This is a genomic window from Parasphingopyxis lamellibrachiae, assembly GCF_003385775.1.
Classification (GTDB): domain Bacteria; phylum Pseudomonadota; class Alphaproteobacteria; order Sphingomonadales; family Sphingomonadaceae; genus Parasphingopyxis; species Parasphingopyxis lamellibrachiae.
The window spans coordinates 2722113-2741288 of the sequence record NZ_QRDP01000004.1 but is presented as its reverse complement, the minus strand read 5'-3'; the positions used below and the strand labels follow the sequence as shown (position 1 = coordinate 2741288).

The following is a 19176-nucleotide window of genomic DNA, read 5'->3' as shown; positions in this document are numbered from 1 at the left end:
AAGTTGCGGAAGGTGAAATCATCAATTAGCTCCGATTTCGCGGATTAGTTCCAAAACCCGACCGTCCAGCAAAGGATCGTCTTGTTCGGTATATCGAAACCCTCTAATCAATTCCGCCTGCCGTTGCGCGGGCACTTTCCCATAGCTCGTAAACGTCGTTAGCACCTGTTCATGGCCCAAATTTTGTGACCATGCCTTGAATGCTTCAGGCGTTTTGCATTTACGCTCGCCAAGTTGCGCCAGCGTGTTCCGGAAGGAATGCGGGTTGAAATAAGGCAAACCAGCCGCTTCGAACGCAGCCTTGAAGATAGTGCGGATCGGTCCTGCCCCGCTCCAGTGTTCACGGCAAAGACCGACCGGCTGAAAACCACCTCCTTCGTCCAAGCCAATCTGCGTTTTGGGAAACAGCGAATCGTCATCGCCCCATAGCAGTGCATCCCGCAAATGCTGACACCAGTCCGTCACGATTTGCAGTGCGTCGCTACCAACTGGAAAGAACCATGTCGAAAAGCTCTTTGAGGCTTTGGTTCGCACATCGCGGGCATCCTGATGGGCGACACCTTCCCCTAAATCTACATGCTTGAGTTTCAAGGATGCTAAGGCCCCGTCACGCGCTCCTGTCAGGATCGTGAAAGCGATCAGCGCCCGATTGCGTCTCTCAATATCGGTTCCGGCTGGTATGGTCGCCAGAACGTGATGCACTTGCTCCAGCGTCGGCACTGGCTTCTGCCGCGCTGCCTTGGCAATCCGCACATCCTTTTCCGCTAGATTGAAATAGTCCGCGTCACCATAGGCGAGTTTGGATTTGTAACCCGGCTGGCCAGCGAGCCAGATAAAAAATGCTCGCAACGCCGATAGTGTAGAATGGACTGTAGCGCGAGCCAATGGCTTGCCAGTGCGAAGGGCAATTTGCGAGTCCAGCTTGCGCTTGAATGCGACCGCCTGTTCCCGATGAAATTTGCGAAAATCCTTGAAGCCGTTCGCCTCTTCAAAGCGCGATAGCGCCTTTGCCACTGCATCAATCGACGCTTCATCGCGCCGCATCGCTTCCTTCAGATATTGGAAATATTCCCGTTTGATCCGGGTATTTTGCGCATTGTGCTTTGCCATGCCTTAGGCCTCCATTGCTTTGTCACAGTTTAGGGAAGGATGCGCCCGCTCTATTATGCGTGGTGGTGCTTCCGTTATCTGGACGTCCAGATTGGGCATGACAGTGCCGATAGAGTCTTGGCGCACGTGACGATGCATCATCGTGTCACAATCGCTGCAAAACGCTCTCAGCGTGCCTGATACAGCATTCCTAGGTGTATATTCGACCATGCCCAGCGCAGGCGGTTTCGGCTCACGACATTTGGCACAGTAAAGCGTGCCCGGGGGACAGGGACGTTTCGCCGAATTGCGGCGTCTCTCCAGCCAACCACGCAATTCTCTGCCCAAAATTAGAATGGGCCTTGTGCTATCGACTATCGGCAATCCCGACTTGATCCAGGAAAGCACCGAATTTTTGTGCACGCCTAGAACCCGCGCCGCTTCCTCAACACTGTAGGAACGGTGCAACTTGGCAAGGCGCGGATTGATCCGCTTGCCAGACATGACGCGTTCTATTCCGCGCTATCAATCAAGCGCCGGATCGATTCCGTTTTGATTAGGTGCCGCCGGCCAAACTTGACCGTTTCCAGCCGCCCCTCGTTGATAAGCGCATAGATCGATGTGCGGCCAAGCCCCAAAGCCTTAGCCGCGCCGTTGATTGCGATCGTGACAGGTTCCATTTTCAACTCCCTTAACCCATTCGCTGGTTATCCAGCGTGTGCAAGGAAGTTTACCGCCGTCTGTTTTTCGCGGTCTATTTCGGCGTTAAATACGCGGCAAATTTGCGGCACTTAGCCGCGAGATGGCTTTTTTCCAGGGGCTACAGGTCCACGTATCTCGCGAAAAATCGCGCGAAAAGGATCACGGGCAATTTTATTTGCGGAAACATCGCCTTGCATGCTGCGAGCGCGTTCTGTTCCGTCGCCTGCACACCCCAAATTTCAATATAGAGACGACAAAAACGCTCAAGTTCACTCTTAGCAATCGGTGCTTTCGGCTCCGCTTTCTCCTCGGCAAGCGTTGTCCAATCTTTAGCTGGCGGCATTATTCCTCGAATTTCTTCCGAACGGAATCGGACACTATATAGAGAGATCGTAGGTCCAGATTGAATAGCGTACCTATTTGCGTCGGGAACATGAATCGAAATGTCACCGCTCTTCCAAAAGTTGTGGTGCACTTCTTCCGTTTCATCGGGCCAGTATCCGAACCTAATCAATCGAAATCGGTGCGACTCTCGTTTACCCTCTGCCTTCCAAATTAGCGTGCTTGCCACAGCATCTATTAGTCCATCTTTGAGACGCTGCGTGATCGTGACCGCAGCGGCGTAAGGTGACCAATCATCCTGAGATGCTAGTAGTGCTTTAGCGTCCGCTGCAGACATCCAGCCATCATATTCGCTCTCGGAAATGGTGTTGGAATCTTCGTCGGAGGCAACCATTTGCCAAGACTGAACAAAATCTTCTCTTCTGTCGAATCTTGATCAACCAGATTCTGCGCTCAAGACTTCACGGCAAATGGAATGATCGTTGCGCCATCGCGAAGCGTATCAAGATGATCGCTCCACCATTGCGCCATTTCGACGCGCTCTTTCCAATGCTGGCCGCGATGATAAGCCGCGCGCGTAGCATTGCCCTCCTTGTGGGCCAGCGCTCGCTCAATGGCATCAGGGTTGAATTTACCGCTTTCATTCAGCAGCGTGCTGGCCGTTGAACGAAAGCCGTGCGCGGTCATTTCCTTGCCGGTGTATCCCAGCCGACGCAAAGCCGCGTTGATGGTGTTTTCCGACATAGGCCGATTGCCGGGATACAGGGACGAAAAGACATAGCGCTGCCCCGCGCTAATGGCCTTGGCGGACTCCAGCAATTCGAGAACCTGTCCAGAAAGCGGAACGACGTGCGGATTGCGCATCTTCATTTTCTCGGCTGGAATAGTCCAAATCGCTTTTTGCAGATCAAATTCGCTCCACTCGGCACGGCGCAATTCGCCCGGACGGACAAACAGGTGCGGCGTAAGCTTGAGTGCAAGGCAGGTGAGTGGTTGGCCTGCATAGCCATCGATGGCCCGCAATAGCTCGCCTACCGCTTGCGGCTCTATTAGCGCGCTATGGTGCTTCACTTTGGGAGCCACCAGCGCGCCACGTATCAGCGCGGAGGGGTCGGCGGTCGCGCGGGACGTTGCCACGCCATAACGGAATATGCGCCCCGCCAGTGACCGCATCCGCCGCGCGGTTTCAAGATGGCCCTTGGCTTCAACTTTCTGCAACGTGGCCAGCAGATCGGCTGGCGTGATTTCGCTAATCGGGCGGTATCCCAGATCAGTTTCCATCAATGACAATAGCCAGCGCGTTTTCTTGATCGTTACAGCCGCCCTGCCCTCCAGAGCCGATTTTTCGATATATTCGTCCGCGACAACCTTGAACGTGTTGGCGGCTAACGCCCGTGCCGCCTTTTCCTGATCCAGCTTGACTGTTGCTGGGTCTGTACCATTGGCAAGAAGCGTGCGCGCCTCATCACGACGCTGACGCGCGACCTTCAATGTCACATCGGGATATATCCCTAGCGACAGCTTCTTTTCTTTGCCCAATATCCGGTATTTCAAGCGCCAGAGCTTGCCGCCGGACGGTTGAAGCAACAGAAACAGGCCTCGCTCATCAAACAGCTTGATCGGCTTGGCCCCATGTTTTGCGTTTCTAATTTTCGTATCTGTCAGCGCCATGATGGGGGCCACTCCCTTAAGCCGGTTTCCAAGTGGCCCCCAACGTGGCCCCCACTACATCGCGATTGAACACGAACAGGGGCGAACGCCAGCGGCCAAACTGGGTAATTTTTACCGGATTTCTGGGGTTTTTGCAAGCACTGGAGGACTGTCACGAACAGTCAAATGGTGCCCAGAAGAGGACTCGAACCTCCACGTCCACAAGGGACACCAGCACCTGAAGCTGGCGCGTCTACCAATTCCGCCATCTGGGCCCACGGTTCGGGCGATATGCTCGCCAAAACGCAGGAGGGGCGCTATGATGGCCGATGGAGCGCTTGTCAATGTGCTGGTTAAACGCCATTGGGGCAGCTTGATCTCTAGGGAGCGGATTCACGATGCACGACAGGCTGGTGACAATGTTTGGCGGTGGCGGTTTTCTGGGCCGTTATGTCGCGCAGGATTTGCTGAAAGCCGGCTTCCGCATCCGCATTGCCGAACGCAATCCCGAAAGCGCCCATTTCATCAAGCCGATGGGCGGGCTTGGCCAGACGCAGTTCGTCGCCGCCGACATCACGCGGCCTCAAACGCTGGCCCGGGCGGTCGAGGGTGCGGATGCGGTCATCAACTTTGTCGGCATCCTCAAAGGCGATTTCCAGAAATTCCATGTCGAGGGTGCGCGCAACCTGGCGGAAGCGGCCAAGGCCGCCGGGGTTGCGGATTTCGTCCAGATCTCGGCGATCGGGGCCGCGGCGGACGCTGCATCGCATTATGCGCGTTCCAAGGCCGCTGGCGAAGACGCGGTACGCGAGATACTGCCGCAGGCGATCGTCATGCGGCCTTCCGTTATCTTCGGTCCGGAAGACGGGTTTATCAACCGGTTCGCGGCGATAGCACGTCTGACGCCCTTCATCGTACCGGTGATGAAACCGGAAACGAAATTCCAGCCCGTTTATGTCGCCGATGTGGCGCAGGCCGTGGCAAAGGCGATTGCCGACCCATCGGCCTATCGCGGCAAGACGTTCGAGCTGGGCGGTCCCGAGCAGCTGTCCATGCGCGCCATCAACCGCTTCATACTCGATGCCATCGGCAAGCCCGACAAAGAAATTGTAGATGTGCCCGATATGGTGGGCAGCGCCATCGCGAACATGGGCTTCCTGCCCGGTGCACCGATCAGCCGGGACCAGTGGCTCTCCCTGCAAAGCGATAATGTCGTGAGCGATAGCGCCGAGGGCTTCGCGGCGCTTGGTATAACGCCTCGTCCCCTGGCGGCAGTCGCCGATCGATGGCTGGTCCAGTATCGCAATCATGGGCGTTTCGCGAACAAGGCAGCCAGCGCGGCCTAACAGCCCATCCAGACCACGCACTATATTGGAGATTGTAGGTGAGCGACGGCCAAAGCGACAATGCGGGGCGGCCGACCGCCTTTATCAGCCATCACAGTTCGCAGGTCGAAACCGCGCGGCGGCTGAAGGTTATTCTCGGCCATCACGGCGTTACCGGATGGATGGCGCCGGACGATATCGATCCCGGCCAGCCGTTCGACAAGGCGATTGTCGATCAGGTCCGCCAGTCCGATCTGATCATCCTGCTCTTTTGCGGCCAGTCCGATCAGTCCCGCCACGTGAAACGCGAGCTGATGATGGCGGAAGATTCCGACAAGCTGATCTATCCGGTGCGGCTGGAAGAAAAGCCCGCAGACGGGCTGGCCTATTGGCTGAACGACTATCAATGGATCGACTGGTTCGACGGCGACGACAAAACGATCACGCGGATGATCGATACGATCAAGCGCCAGGCCAAAAACGCTGCGCCGGATCCGGCCCCGCCACCTGTTACCGCCCAAACCGCCCAGCCCGCAGCCGCGCCGCCGCCTCCGGCCGAGCCAGCCGCGGCTGCTGCCGCTCCGGTCAATGGTGGGTCGGCCAATGGCGGACCGGGCAACCAGTGGAAAATTCCGATTGTCACGGCCCTGATCGTCGCCGCCGTCATGCTTGCCGGTTTTTATATCATGACGCGCGATGACGGAACGGAGACCGCAGCAGCCGACACGACAACGGATCCGGCGCTGGATGATGGCAGGACCAGTGTACAAGAGGTCGAATCGGTCGAACCCCAACCCATTGCGCCTGTACCGCAGCAGCCAGAACCGCAATACGCCGAACCGGCTCCCTCACCGACTCCACCCGCCTCGGCGGTGCCGGCAACCGGCGGCGGTTATTATGTCGTGGTCGGCAGCTTCCAGCCCGGCGACCGGACGGCATTGAGGCGCGCACGTGGCTTCCAGGCCTGTGCCGGTATCGAACCGATCGTGGCGCGGTCCGACGATTATCCAGGGCTCGCACCCGGTTTAACCGTGGTGATGATCGGCAGCTATCCAGATGCGGCGGCGGCCAACCGGGCGCTTGGCCTGGCGCAGCCCTGCGTCGCGGATGCCTATGTCCGCACAGTCGGCGGCTAATTACCTAGCGGCGCTAAAAGACAGCCAGCAGCAGGATGCCCAGCGCGACGCGGTAGACGACGAACAGCATCATCGAAGCCTTGCGCAAGAACCGCATAAGGAAATGCATCGTGCCGAGCGCGGCAACGAAGGTCATCGCTCCGGTGATCAGCGCCTCGGCCATTAACTCGCCGCCCACTTCCATGATCTGCGGGATGACCAGCACCCCTGCCCCGGCCACAGCCGGGATCGAGAGCAGGAAGGAGAAACGGGCCGCCTCGACGCGTTCATAGCCAAGGAAGCGGGCTGCCGTCATCGTCACGCCTGAGCGGCTGGTACCCGGAATCAGCGCCAGCGCCTGGGCAAGGCCGACGATGATCGCATCGCGCAGCGTCATATCCTCATAGGCTTTTTCCTGCCGGCCGAAGCGATCCGCAACACCGAGCAGAATTCCGTAGCCGATCAGGTTTACCGCCACGAGATCGGTCAGCCGCAAATTTTGCATGATGTCATAAGTGTAGAGAAAGGCCCCGAAAGCGACGACTGGCACCGTGCCGATCGCAACCCACCAGAAGAGCCGGCGCTGTTCGGGAGCGGAGCCGATACCAACCGTGGCGAAGCCGCCCCGTGCCAGGCCCCAGGCATCCTTGAAAAAATAGACGATGATTGCGAGCAGTGTACCGACATGCAGCGCGGCGTCGATAAGCGGCCCCTGATCCTCTTCGCCCATGAACAATGGTGTCAGGATCAGATGCCCCGATGACGAGATCGGCAGGAACTCCGTCACGCCCTGTACAATCGCAGTAATCAGCATTTGAAGAAAGGACATGAAATGCCCCTATCACAGGCGATTCCCGTCTGTCTTGCGTTAAATATAAGACCGTTATGGCCCTATATATTTCCTGTCACTCCGCAAATCGGACCGCAGGCGAGAAATATTCATTCTATTAGTCAGTATAACTGTCCTATATCGCCTTTTTGCGGGTGACTTGGGGATTTTTCCTGTTATGACGTGCCGCATACGGAGAAGATGATGGCTGACAATCCAATGCTCAAATTTGTGGGCGTTGCGCAGGATTATCCTGCCAAACGCACGCCCGGAGACCGCCGCGAGGATTTCGAGGAAATCGCGCGCGCCTATGCCGCGGAGAAAGCGGAGGAACAGTCGGCGCGCTGCTCGCAATGCGGCGTTCCCTATTGCTCGGTCCATTGCCCGCTGCACAACCATATTCCCGACTGGCTTCGGCTTACGGCCGAAGGCCGGCTGCGCGAAGCGTTCGAACTCTCCAACGCCACATCGACCATGCCGGAAATCTGCGGCCGTATCTGCCCGCAAGACCGGCTGTGCGAAGGCAATTGCGTGATTGAGTTTACCGGCCATGGCGCGGTGACGATCGGCTCGGTGGAAAAATACATCACCGATACCGCCTGGAAAGAAGGCTGGGTGGAACCGATCACCCCCGTGCGGGATCGCACCGCCCAGTCGGTCGGCGTGATCGGTGCGGGGCCGGCCGGCCTGGCGACGGCCGAATATATGCGCGGCCATGGCTATGAAGTGCATGTCTATGACCGGCACGACCGGGCGGGCGGTCTTCTCACCTATGGCATCCCCGGCTTCAAGCTCGAAAAAGAGATTGTCATGCGCCGCGTCCAGCGGTTGAAGGACAGCGGCATCCAGTTCCACGAAAGCTTCGAGGTCGGCCGCGATGCGACGCTCGCCGAGCTGCGCGAGAAGCATGACGCGCTGCTTATCGCGACCGGCGTCTACAAGGCGCGCCAACTGAAGGCGCCCGGCGTCGGCACGGACGGCGTCGTCGAGGCACTCGACTATCTGATTGCATCGAACCGCAAGAGCTTCGGCGAGAAGGTCGCGGCTTTCGACAATGGCGATCTCAACGCGGCGGGCAAGAATGTCGTCGTTATCGGCGGCGGCGATACGGCGATGGACTGTGTGCGCACCGCCGTTCGCCAGGGTGCGAAAACGGTCAAATGCCTGTACCGGCGCGATCGGGACAATATGCCCGGCTCGCAGAACGAAGTCCGCAATGCCGAAGAGGAAGGCGTCGAGTTCGTCTGGCTTTCCGGTCCGCAGGCATTCGAAGGAACGGATAGCGTGACTGGCGTGAAGGCTGTGCGGATGCGGCTCGGCGCGCCCGATGCCTCTGGCCGCCGCTCGCCGCAAATCGATCCGGGCAGCGATTTCCATCTCGACGCCGATCTCGCGATCAAGGCGCTGGGATTCGATGCCGAAGACCTTCCCGGCATGTTCGGCTCGCCCGACCTCTCCGTCACCCGCTGGGGCACGCTGCGCGTCGATCACAAGACGATGCAGACGAGCCTCGACGGCGTGTTTGCCGCTGGCGATATCGTGCGCGGCGCGAGCCTTGTCGTCTGGGCCATTCGCGACGGCCGCGATGTCGCCGAGCATATGCATGCCTATCTCAAGGCGAAGGCGCCAGAGGCGGCAAAGCAAGTGGCGCGGGAAGAGGCGGTCGCGTGAAAATTAATCCTTTTCTGATCGGACTGGCTGCACTCGCGCTTCCATTTCATACTCCCATGCAGGCGCAATCGGAATCGCGAGCCTCAACTGATGGAGATCAAGCCTCGCCCGTCACCATTCTCGTTCCCGAACCGGAACGCGTCGAAGCGGCCCGCGAGCTGCTCGACATCCTGATGCCGCCGGATCAGCGCGAAGCCATGATGATTGCGATGATCGAGCCGATGATTGCCAATCTGGAAGCCGGGATGATGCAGGCGCCCGAGCTGGAGGCTGCGCTCTCCGACAATCCCGATGTCCGGACCCTCTTCATGGAATTCATGGTGGTCCAGCGCGCCCGCGCGCTCGAATCGGCCACTGCCGACCTTCCGAGCATGATAGAGGCCATGTCCTGCGCCTATGCACGCCGCTTCACGCGCCGAGAGATGCGGGAGATCGGCGAATTCTTCGAAACGGAGGCGGGCCGGGCCTATCTGCAGCAGTCCAATTCCATCATGGCCGATCCGGATATCGCGGCCTGGCAGCGCGGGACGATGGCGCGATCGATGCAGCATCTCCAGACCGATATCCGAGACTTTATGACACGCCTTGCCGCGCTTCAGGGCAGCGACGGCGCGAGCGCTCCGCGCGATGTCACCACCAGCAATCTCGACGCCATGCGCGGCGGGACGCAAGCTTCTGAAACAGAGACCGAAGAATGACCCATTACCCCACCCCCGAACATGAACGCCTTGAGCGCGAGGGCATGTACCGTCCCGATTTGGAATCCGATGCCTGCGGCGTCGGGCTGATTGCGGCGATTGATGGCAAGCCTTCGCGGCGGGTTGTGGAGGCAGGGATCGAAGCGTTGCGCGCGGTCTGGCATCGCGGGGCTGTCGATGCGGATGGCAAGACCGGGGACGGCGCTGGGCTGCTCGTTGATCTGCCCGAGCGTTTCTTTGACGATGCGATTGCCCATAGCGGGCACCGGCCAATGCCGAACCGGCTGGCCGTTGGCATGATCTTTCTGCCGCGCACCGATTTGAATGCACAAGAAATCTGCCGGACGATTGTCGAGAGTGAGATTATCGAATTCGGCTATTCCATCTATGGCTGGCGGCAGGTGCCGGTGGACGTTTCCGTCATCGGCCAGAAGGCGCAGGCCACGCGGCCCGAGATCGAGCAGATCATGATTGCCGGTCCCATGGGCGATGAGGTGGACGCGACCGAGTTCGAGAAGGACCTGTTCCTGATCCGCAAGCGGATCGAGAAGCGGATCATCGCCGCCCAGGTGCGCGATTTCTATATCTGCAGCCTTTCCTGCCGGTCGATAGTCTATAAGGGTCTGTTCCTCGCGGAATCGCTGGCGACCTTCTATCCCGATCTTACCGACGAGCGTTTTGAATCGCGGATGGCAATCTTCCACCAGCGCTATTCGACCAACACCTTCCCGCAATGGTGGCTGGCCCAGCCGTTTCGCTCACTCGCCCATAATGGCGAGATCAATACGATCCGCGGCAACAAGAACTGGATGCAGAGCCACGAGATCAAGATGGCTTCGCTGGCATTTGGCGAGCATGGCGACGAGATCAAACCGCTGATCCCGGCGGGATCGTCCGACACCGCTGCCCTCGATGCGACTTTCGAGACTATTTGTCGCTCGGGCCGCGATGCGCCGACGGCCAAGCTGATGCTCGTCCCCGAAGCCTGGCAGCATGACGACGACATCCCACAGGCGCACAAGGATATGTATGCCTATCTCGCCAGCATGATGGAGCCGTGGGACGGCCCGGCCGCGCTTGCCATGACCGACGGCCGCTGGATCGTGGCGGGGATGGACCGCAACGCGCTGCGTCCCTTGCGCACGACCCAGACTTCGGACGGTCTTCTCATCGTCGGGTCGGAAACCGGCATGGTGGTCGTTCCCGAAAGCCAGATCGTGAAGAAGGGGCAGCTTGGCCCCGGGCAGATGATCGCCATAGATCTCGACGAGGGCGTGCTGTTCGACGACCTCGCGATCAAGGACAAGATTTCCGGCGAGCGCCCCTATGGCGAATGGGTCAAGGGCTTCAAGACGACCGCCGACCTGCCCAGGCCGAAAAAGCGGTACGCGCCGGACTGGAACCGCACCGAACTGCTGCGCCGCCAAGTCGCGGCCGGGCAGACCATGGAGGATATGGAGCTGATCCTCGCGCCGATGGTCGAGACCGCGAAGGAAGCGATCGGATCGATGGGAGACGATACGCCGCTCGCCGTGATTTCCGGCAAGCCCCGGCTGATCAGCCAGTTCTTCCGTCAGAATTTCAGCCAGGTGACGAATCCACCGATCGACAGCCTGCGCGAACGCCATGTGATGAGCCTGAAGACGCGCTTTTCCAACTTCGCCAATATCCTCGACCGCGAGGCCGAGCAGGACAGCGTGCTTGTTCTCGATTCTCCCGTGCTTACGTCCGACCAGTGGGGCGGGCTGAAGGAAGGGTTTGGCGAAGTCGCCGCGGAAATCGACTGCAGCTATGAAGTCGGCGGCACGCTGCGCGAGGCCATAGCGGCCGTGCGCAAACAGGCCGAGCAGGTGGTCCGCGAAGGCCATATCGAACTGTTCCTGACCGATGAACATACCGGGCCGGACCGGATTGCAATCCCGATGGTTCTCGCCGCCGCCGCTGTTCACACCCATCTGAAAGCCAAGGGCCTGCGCAGCTATGCGTCGGTCAATGTCCGCTCGGCCGAATGCCTCGACACCCATTATTTCGCGGTGCTGATCGGCGTCGGCGCGACGACGGTGAACGCATATCTGACCGAAGGCGCGATCGCCGATCGCCATGCGCGCGGCCTGTTCGGCGATCTGACGCTCGAAGACTGTCTCGAACGCTACCAGCTGGCGATTGACGAAGGCCTGCGCAAAATCATGTCGAAGATGGGGATCGCGGTCATCTCCAGCTATCGTGGCGGCTATAATTTCGAAGCGGTCGGATTGTCGCGCTCGCTGGTCAACGAGTTCTTCCCCGGCATGCCGGCCAAGATTTCCGGCGAAGGCTATGCATCGCTGCAACTGAATGCGGAGCTGCGCCATGATGCGGCCTGGGATCCGTCGGTGATCAACCTCCCCATTGGCGGCTTTTACCGCCAGCGCGCCGGCGAAGAGAGCCATGCCTTTTCCGCCCAGCTCATGCATCTGCTGCAGACCGCTGTCAGCACGGACAGCTATTCCAACTACCTCCAGTTCGCGCGCGGAGTGCGCGATATGGACCCCGTCTATCTGCGCGACCTGATGGAGTTCAATTACGCGCCGCAGGCCGTGCCGATCGACGAGGTCGAGGCGATCACCGAGATTCGCAAGCGCTTCGTAACCCCGGGCATGAGTCTGGGCGCGCTCTCCCCCGAAGCGCACGAAACGCTGGCCATCGCTATGAACCGTATCGGCGCGAAAGCGGTGTCCGGCGAAGGCGGGGAAGACAAGGAGCGCTACGCACCGCGCGCCAATGGCGACAATGCCAACAGCGTGATCAAGCAGATCGCGTCCGGCCGGTTCGGCGTGACCGCGGAATATCTCAACGCCTGCGACGAAATCGAGATCAAGGTTGCCCAGGGCGCCAAGCCCGGCGAAGGCGGACAGCTGCCTGGCTTCAAGGTCACCGAATTCATCGCCAAGCTGCGCCATGCCACGCCCGGCGTTACATTGATCTCACCGCCACCGCACCACGACATCTATTCGATCGAAGATCTGGCCCAGCTGATCTATGACCTGAAGCAGATCAATCCCAAAGCACGGGTCTGCGTGAAGCTTGTCAGCTCGGCCGGCATCGGAACGGTCGCCGCGGGTGTCGCCAAGGCCCATGCCGATGTGATCCTGATCGCCGGCAATACCGGCGGCACCGGCGCTTCGCCCCAGACATCGATCAAATATGCAGGCACGCCGTGGGAGATGGGACTTAGCGAAGTCAATCAAGTGCTGACGCTCAACGGATTGCGTCACCGGATTCGCCTGCGCACCGATGGCGGACTGAAAACCGGGCGTGATATCGTGATCGCCGCGATCCTCGGGGCCGAGGAATATGGCATCGGTACGCTCAGCCTCGTCGCGATGGGCTGCATCATGGTCCGGCAATGCCATTCCAACACCTGCCCGGTCGGCGTTTGCACACAGGACGAGAAACTGCGCGGCAAGTTCACCGGTACGCCCGAGAAGGTGATCAACCTGATGACCTTTATCGCCGAGGAGGTTCGCGAGATCCTGGCCCGGCTCGGCTATCGCAGCCTCGACGAGATTGTCGGGCGGACGGAGTTGCTCCGCCAGGTCAGCCGCGGCGCGGAACATCTCGACGATCTCGATCTCAACCCGATTCTCGCCAAGGTCGATGCGGCGGACCATGAACGGCGGTTCAGCCTCGATAGCTGGCGCAATGAAGTGCCCGACAGCCTCGATGCACAGATGATCGAAGACACGAAAGCTGTGTTCGAACGTGGCGAGAAGATGCAGCTCACCTATACGGTGCGCAATACGCACCGGGCGGTGGGCACCCGGCTGTCGTCGGAAGTGACCCGGCGCTTCGGTATGTCGGAACTCGCCGACGACCATCTTCACGTCCGCCTGCGCGGTTCGGCCGGCCAATCGCTCGGCGCCTTTCTGTGCAAGGGCATCACGATCGAAATCTTCGGGGATTCGAACGATTATGTCGGCAAGGGCCTGTCCGGCGGCCATATCGTCATCCGTCCGACGGTTTCCTCGCCGCTAGAAGGCAGGGACAACACGATTATCGGCAATACGGTGCTTTACGGCGCGACCTCGGGCAAATTGTTCGCGGCGGGCCGGGCCGGCGAGCGCTTCGCGGTGCGCAATTCCGGCGCCGATGTCGTGATCGAGGGCTGCGGGGCCAATGGCTGCGAATATATGACCGGCGGCACAGCTGTCATCCTCGGCCGAGTCGGCAAGAATTTCGGCGCGGGCATGACCGGGGGCATGGCCTTCATTCTGGACGAGGCCGGCGAGTTCGAACGGCACGCCAATCCCGATAGCATCGTCTGGCAGCGCCTGGCATCCAGCCACTGGGAAGAGCGGCTCCTTGAACTGATTGGCAGCCATGCCAAGGCGACAGAAAGCGCCTGGGCGCATACGATCATCGACGATTGGGACCGGTGGCGCGAACAGTTCTGGCAGGTCTGCCCAAAAGAGATGATCGGCCGGCTCGATCATCCGCTCAGCGATGAGGAAGAGGTCGTGGCGGCGGAATAACCGCTGCCGCATTCTCAACTGTATCGGGCTTCGACCTTTTCGGCGCCTTTGCCGTCCTCGCCCGCAGCGACGGCGCTTGCACAGGCGGCCAGGTCTTCGAGATAGGCGTCGATGAAATCCGCATGCCTGGGTGACAGCATCAGGTGCAGGCTTGGCGGCTCGATCGTTACCGATGTGAACCATCCCCGGCGGTACATTGCGCCATAAAGCGCCAGGGCATGATGCTCGGGATGGCTAAAGGCGATCAGCCCGAGAATCGGATTGCCGAGAATTTCGAAGCCGAGCGCTTTTACACCCTCTTCCACCCTTTCCCGCGTCGCGCACACCTCTCCCTGGAGGCGGCAATAGCCGTCCACGCCGAGATAATTCATGACCGACCAGGCCGCGGCGATCGCGCCGCCGGGCCGTGTGCCGGCAAGCGTGGGTGTCGTCATCGGCGCGCCCGACCAGCAGGAAAAGTCGAACGGCATATGCTTGTAGAGCTCTTCTGTGCGAAACAGGACGGTCGAGGCGCCCTTGGCCGCATAGCCATATTTGTGCAGGTCGGCGCTCATCGATTTGACCGCGGGCACCTCGAAATCGAAAGCCGGAACCGGAACGCCATTCATCCGGGCAAAGGGTGCGAAATAGCCGCCGACACAGGCATCCACATGGAGCCACACGCCCTTGCGTTGTGCCGCCTCTCCCAATGCCGCGATCGGATCGACAATCCCGTGCGGGAAATTGGGCGCCGACCCCACCATCATGATGGTCTCGGCGTCGCATGCCGACTCCATGGCCTCGACATCGGCTTCGAATGTGTCGTCGGTTTTCAGGGCGATGCGGCGCAGCTCGATATCCATCAGATGGCAGGCCTTGTCGAAGGCCAGATGGGCCGATTGCGGTACGACGATATTGCCCTTTTCCAGCGCCCTGCCACCGGCGCGCGCATAATCGCGCGCCGCCTTGATCGCCATGGTGATGGAATCGGTGCCGCCGGACGTCATCGCGCCCGTCCCCCCCTCCGGCCCATGCAGCACGCCCAGCGCCATGGAGATAACATCCTTTTCCATCTGCGCGAGCGACGGAAAGGCGGCCGGGCCAAGCCCGTTTTCCGACATATAGGCGGTATAGGCTTCCTTCTGCACCGCCGCGATATCTTCCCCGGCATTGAACACATAGACGGCCGTCTTGCCGTCCCGCCATTTGGCATCGTTGCCGCCGCGATCGAGCAGATCCTTCTTCACTTCATCCCATGGTCGCCCCGTTGCCGGCAATTGCATGATGTCTCTCTCCGTAACGTCTCGAACAACGATTACTGTGGCGGTTATTAGGCAGACAGACAATGTCGGAGCCGGGTATCGGTGTCGCGCCATCCTCACTCGCTATTGCCACGACATTTCAAAGAACATAAAGAGAACAATAAGGAGATACGCTATGGACCTGCCCAATTATCTCGAGCTCGCCACTGCCGACATGGCCGCAACCAAGGGCTTCTACACTTCCGCCTTCGGGATCGAATTCACCGATTACGGCCCGGAATATGCGGGTGCGAATACGGAGAGTTTCGAGCTCGGCCTGGCCGCTTTCGGCGAAACACCCCCGCCGCTTCCCGGCTTCCAGACCAGGGATATCGCCGCCGCCGAACAGGCCGTGCGCAATGCCGGCGGAACGATCGTGAAGGAAATCTATGATTTTCCGGGTGGGCGGCGCTTCCATTTCCGCGATCCGGGCGGCAACGAGCTGCTCGTCTATCAATATGAGGAACAGGGCTGATCCGGCTGTTCAGCCATCGCTCATTTGGTTTGCGATAAGAGTGGCCGACTGAAAAACACCGTTTACCCTGATCTTGTCGAAGGGTTGTTCTTCTTCCTATGGTCGACAGGAAAAGGACAGGGTTTCGACAAGCTCGGCACCAACGGAAGATTAGCGAGGCCAACCGGTTATGAAATACACTCTTGCTGTTGCAACCGCCCTTTTGCTCGCCACGCCTGCCCTCGCCCAGGATGACGATATCTGGGACGACGATCCCTATGCCGCCCAGGACGAAACCGTGCTCGCGATCGACCGCTTCATGGGCGCGTTGCTCGACCTGCCCATCGGACGACTGGCCCGCGCCATGCCCGATGTCGAAATCGAGGGCGATATCCGCGAATCCGATACGCTGCGCGACGTGATGGTTCGCGACAATCCCGGGGCGGAAGAGGAACTGCGCGGCAAGGCGCGAATGGCGACCGCGCTTGTTGGCACGATGCTGAGCGAGGTTGAAGCCATGCTCCCCGCGCTCGAGAGCTGGGCCGAAAATCTTAGCCGCTCCGTCTCCGACTAAGCCGGCCCCGGACGATGCGCGCGGAATAACCGCTGGACGGAAACGGCCACTGCGCTACAACCGCAACCATGTGGGAACTCTTCCAATTTCCTCTTTGTCCGTTCAGCCGCAAGGTCCGCCTGCTGCTTGGGGAAAAGGGCGTCGGTTACGATCTGGTGCGGGAATCCCCCTGGGAGCGGCGCGACGAATTTCTCGACATAAACCCCGCCGGCAAGACACCTGTCATGGTGGACAAGGACAAGGGCAGCACGTTGATCGACAGCCGCGCGATCTGCGAATATTTCGAAGAGACGGTCGATACGGCGCGGATGATTACCGGCCCTGCCCCCAACCGCGCCGAAATCCGGCGGCTGGTCGCCTGGTTCGACGAGAATTTCTATGTCGATGTGGTCGCGCCGCTCATGCATGAGCGCATGTTCAAGCGGCTGGTCCACCGCGAGGCGCCGGACGGAACGGCTCTGCGCGAGGCGATGAAAGCGGCCGATTCCCATCTCGACTATATCGATTATCTGCTCGATCATCGCCGCTGGATCGCGGGCGCGACGCTGAGCCTTGCCGACCTTGCCGCGGCGGCACAGATTTCGGTGGCGGACTATCTGGGCGGCTTCAACTGGTCGAGCCATTCCCAGGCCAAGGCCTGGTATGCCGGCCTCAAATCACGGCCCAGCTTCCGGCCGCTCCTCAACGAGCGCATGGAAGTGATCTCGCCGCCCGCCCATTATGACAAAGTGGATTTCTAGGCTGGAGCCCGCACCGCCGTCAGCAGGTAATTGAGCGCTTTCCGGTCCGAAATCTCAAACCCGCGTGCGGGCGAGAAGCTCAGGCCCGACACATCCGTCACCCGCATTCCGGCCGCTTCGAGTAGCCCGGTCAGCTCTTCCGGCGTCAAGAACTTGTCCCAGTCATGCGTGCCTTTGGGGATGAGGCCAGCGCCCTCGCCCACCGTGATCATTGCCAGCTTCGACAGACCCGTGCGGTTAGGCGTCGACATGATGAGCAGGCCATCGGGCTTCAGTGCCCCGGCCAACCCGCAGACGAATGCCGCGGGATCGGTCACATGCTCGACGACTTCCATGCAGGTGACGAGATCATGGGTGCCTTCTGCTGCCTCGACCCCGCCAATGCGATAATCGATGGCGAGGCCGGATTGCGCGGCATGCGCCCGCGCGGCGGCGATATTCTCTTCCGCCGCGTCGATACCGGTAACGGTGGCGCCCAGCCGGGCCAGCGGCTCGGCGAGCAGCCCCGCCCCGCACCCGATATCGAGCGCACTTTTGCCAGTCAGCGGGCGTCGGTCGGCCGCATCCAGATCCCAATGCCGATCCGCAGCCTTGCGGATATAGCCGAGACGCGGCGGGTTGAGCCGGTGGAGCATCGCGGACGAGCCCTTGGGGTCCCACCATTCGGCGGCGAGCTTGCCGAAATGTTCGGCTTCTTTCGGATCAACCGAATGGGCCTGAGAATCGGTGGTGGGGGGGGGTGTTGCTGCACTTGCGTTCATAACCTCTCCTGCCTAACAGGATCGCCCGCCCCGTTCCATGGGGCAAAGCGCATTTTTTCGGGGGTTTGCTAGAGATCAATGGCCCGCATTGTGATGAAATTCGGCGGCACGTCCATGGGTGGGATCGATCGTATCCGGGCCGTGGCCGAACGCGTTAAAGGCGAAGTCGACAAGGGCAATGACGTCGCCGTGATCGTGTCCGCGATGGCGGGCGAAACGGACCGGCTCGTCCAGTTCTGCCGCGAAGCCTCTTCGCTCTATGATCCGCGCGAATATGATGTGGTTGTGGCGTCCGGCGAGCAGGTCTCGTCCGGGTTGCTCGCGATCATGCTGCAATCCATGGGCGTGCAGGCGCGCAGCTGGATGGGCTGGCAGCTACCGATCCGCACATCCGAAGCCCATGCCTCTGCCCGGATCGACGATATCGATGCCGACATTCTCTGCAAAGCGATAGAAGGCGGCAATGTCGCGGTCATTCCCGGCTTCCAGGGCATGACGGAGGAAGGCCGGGTCGCCACGCTCGGCCGCGGCGGTTCCGACACTTCGGCGGTCGCCATTGCGGCCGCGATGAAGGCCGATCGCTGCGACATTTATACCGATGTGGACGGCGTCTACACGACCGATCCGCGTATCGTGCCGCGCGCCCGCAAACTCGCAAAGATCACCTATGAAGAGATGCTGGAGCTGGCGAGCGTCGGTGCAAAAGTGCTCCAGACCCGCTCGGTCGGGCTGGCAATGAAATGTCAGGTGCCGCTCCAGGTTCTGTCCTCCTTCGAGGACAAACCCGGCACCATGATCGTCGACGAACAGGATATTGAGGACAGCGAGATGGAAAAACAGCTGATAACCGGCATCGCATATGACAAGAATGAGGCCAAGGTCACGCTGACATCGGTGGCGGACAAGCCCGGCTCCGTATCGGCAATTTTCACGCCGCTGGCCGAAGCGAATGTCAATGTCGACATGATCGTGCAGAACTTCGCCCGGGAAACCGGCAATACGGACGTCACTTTCACCGTCCCTTCGGACGATCTCGCCAAATCGCTGGACGTGCTGGCCAAGGCCAAAGACGAGATCGGCTATCGCGAGATCGCGCACGATACCAATGTCTGCAAAGTCTCGGTCGTCGGCGTCGGCATGCGCAGCCATGCAGGCGTTGCCGCCACGATGTTCCAGACACTGGCGGATCGCGGCATCAACATCATGGCGATCACAACAAGCGAGATCAAAGTCAGCGTACTGATCGAGGAGGATTATACCGAACTCGCGGTGCGCGTACTCCACACCGCCTATGGACTGGACGCAGAGGATGACGCGGCGTGATGGGAGTATTTTCGTCAGACTCGGCCTTTCGGTCGAGCGCGGCACCGGGATCCGTCTGTCAGACTCGACCTCGCGGTCGAGCGCGGCACCGGCCCGCTCCCCCACCCGGCCT

17 protein-coding genes and 1 tRNA gene are annotated in these 19176 nt (G+C 60.2%); 9 read left to right on the top strand and 9 right to left on the bottom strand.

The features are described from left to right. Positions 1 to 21: 21 nt before the first annotated feature. The 6 genes from DFR46_RS13735 to DFR46_RS13710 all read right to left on the bottom strand — a co-directional run bounded on the left by DFR46_RS13735 (position 22) and on the right by DFR46_RS13710 (position 4058). The gene (locus DFR46_RS13735; protein ID WP_116236955.1) at positions 22 to 1110 is read right to left on the bottom strand and encodes a tyrosine-type recombinase/integrase; all 1089 of its coding nucleotides are present in this window, start codon (positions 1108 to 1110) and stop codon (positions 22 to 24) included. A gap of 3 nt (positions 1111 to 1113) precedes the next feature. Further along, positions 1114 to 1593 (bottom strand): helix-turn-helix domain-containing protein, encoded by a 480-nt coding sequence (locus tag DFR46_RS15055; RefSeq protein ID WP_116236954.1) that lies wholly within the window; start codon positions 1591 to 1593, stop codon positions 1114 to 1116. An 8-nt stretch (positions 1594 to 1601) separates the two neighbouring features. Further along, on the bottom strand, positions 1602 to 1769 hold the full coding sequence (locus DFR46_RS13725) for a helix-turn-helix domain-containing protein (RefSeq protein ID WP_116236953.1): 168 nt from the start codon (positions 1767 to 1769) through the stop codon (positions 1602 to 1604). Between the two features lie 140 nt (positions 1770 to 1909). Next, positions 1910 to 2527, bottom strand: a complete 618-nt coding sequence (locus DFR46_RS13720) for a hypothetical protein (protein WP_116236952.1) — start codon at positions 2525 to 2527, stop codon at positions 1910 to 1912. Positions 2528 to 2586: 59 nt separating this feature from the next. Then, a complete protein-coding gene (locus DFR46_RS13715) occupies positions 2587 to 3804 on the bottom strand; it encodes a tyrosine-type recombinase/integrase (RefSeq protein ID WP_116236951.1) in 1218 nt (405 codons plus the stop codon). A gap of 166 nt (positions 3805 to 3970) precedes the next feature. Beyond that, positions 3971 to 4058 (bottom strand) — tRNA-Leu (locus tag DFR46_RS13710). Positions 4059 to 4181: 123 nt separating this feature from the next. On the opposite strand from DFR46_RS13710, the gene DFR46_RS13705 reads away from it, so the two are divergent. Further along, positions 4182 to 5129, top strand: a complete 948-nt coding sequence (locus tag DFR46_RS13705; protein WP_116236950.1) for a complex I NDUFA9 subunit family protein — start codon at positions 4182 to 4184, stop codon at positions 5127 to 5129. 38 nt (positions 5130 to 5167) lie between these two features. Further along, entirely contained in the window at positions 5168 to 6244 is a 1077-nt protein-coding gene (locus DFR46_RS13700; protein ID WP_116236949.1) for a TIR domain-containing protein, read from the top strand. Between the two features lie 13 nt (positions 6245 to 6257). Here the strand turns inward: DFR46_RS13700 and DFR46_RS13695 are convergent, their stop codons facing one another. Continuing rightward, a complete protein-coding gene (locus DFR46_RS13695; protein ID WP_116236948.1) occupies positions 6258 to 7052 on the bottom strand; it encodes an undecaprenyl-diphosphate phosphatase in 795 nt (264 codons plus the stop codon). A gap of 204 nt (positions 7053 to 7256) precedes the next feature. On the opposite strand from DFR46_RS13695, the gene DFR46_RS13690 reads away from it, so the two are divergent. The 3 genes from DFR46_RS13690 to gltB are packed head-to-tail and all read left to right on the top strand — an operon-like array spanning position 7257 to position 13932. Further along, the gene (locus DFR46_RS13690; protein WP_116236947.1) at positions 7257 to 8723 is read left to right on the top strand and encodes an NAD(P)-dependent oxidoreductase; all 1467 of its coding nucleotides are present in this window, start codon (positions 7257 to 7259) and stop codon (positions 8721 to 8723) included. After that, on the top strand, positions 8720 to 9421 hold the full coding sequence (locus DFR46_RS13685) for a DUF2059 domain-containing protein (protein WP_116236946.1): 702 nt from the start codon (positions 8720 to 8722) through the stop codon (positions 9419 to 9421). Before DFR46_RS13690 ends, DFR46_RS13685 begins: the two co-directional genes overlap by 4 nt. Further along, positions 9418 to 13932, top strand: a complete 4515-nt coding sequence (gltB, locus tag DFR46_RS13680; protein WP_116236945.1) for a glutamate synthase large subunit — start codon at positions 9418 to 9420, stop codon at positions 13930 to 13932. The genes DFR46_RS13685 and gltB overlap by 4 nt, the downstream gene beginning before the upstream one ends. A gap of 14 nt (positions 13933 to 13946) precedes the next feature. On the opposite strand, the gene DFR46_RS13675 is transcribed toward gltB, so the two are convergent. Beyond that, positions 13947 to 15194, bottom strand: coding sequence for a pyridoxal phosphate-dependent decarboxylase family protein (locus tag DFR46_RS13675; RefSeq protein WP_116236944.1), 1248 nt, complete (start codon positions 15192 to 15194; stop codon positions 13947 to 13949). Between the two features lie 154 nt (positions 15195 to 15348). Between DFR46_RS13675 and DFR46_RS13670 the strand changes: the two genes are divergently transcribed. From DFR46_RS13670 to DFR46_RS13660, 3 genes are all read left to right on the top strand, one after another. Beyond that, complete coding sequence (locus DFR46_RS13670; RefSeq protein WP_116236943.1) at positions 15349 to 15687, top strand: VOC family protein; 339 nt, start codon at positions 15349 to 15351, stop codon at positions 15685 to 15687. Positions 15688 to 15856: 169 nt separating this feature from the next. Then, positions 15857 to 16240, top strand: coding sequence for a hypothetical protein (locus DFR46_RS13665; protein ID WP_116236942.1), 384 nt, complete (start codon positions 15857 to 15859; stop codon positions 16238 to 16240). Between the two features lie 68 nt (positions 16241 to 16308). Next, entirely contained in the window at positions 16309 to 16980 is a 672-nt protein-coding gene (locus DFR46_RS13660; RefSeq protein ID WP_116236941.1) for a glutathione S-transferase family protein, read from the top strand. Here the strand turns inward: DFR46_RS13660 and ubiG are convergent. Continuing rightward, the gene (ubiG, locus tag DFR46_RS13655; RefSeq protein WP_116236940.1) at positions 16977 to 17741 is read right to left on the bottom strand and encodes a bifunctional 2-polyprenyl-6-hydroxyphenol methylase/3-demethylubiquinol 3-O-methyltransferase UbiG; all 765 of its coding nucleotides are present in this window, start codon (positions 17739 to 17741) and stop codon (positions 16977 to 16979) included. The genes DFR46_RS13660 and ubiG overlap by 4 nt on opposite strands. A gap of 78 nt (positions 17742 to 17819) precedes the next feature. On the opposite strand from ubiG, the gene DFR46_RS13650 reads away from it, so the two are divergent. Beyond that, positions 17820 to 19064 carry an aspartate kinase gene (locus DFR46_RS13650; RefSeq protein ID WP_116236939.1) on the top strand — a complete coding sequence of 415 codons (1245 nt, stop codon included), beginning with the start codon at positions 17820 to 17822 and terminating at the stop codon, positions 19062 to 19064. Positions 19065 to 19176 lie beyond the last annotated feature (112 nt).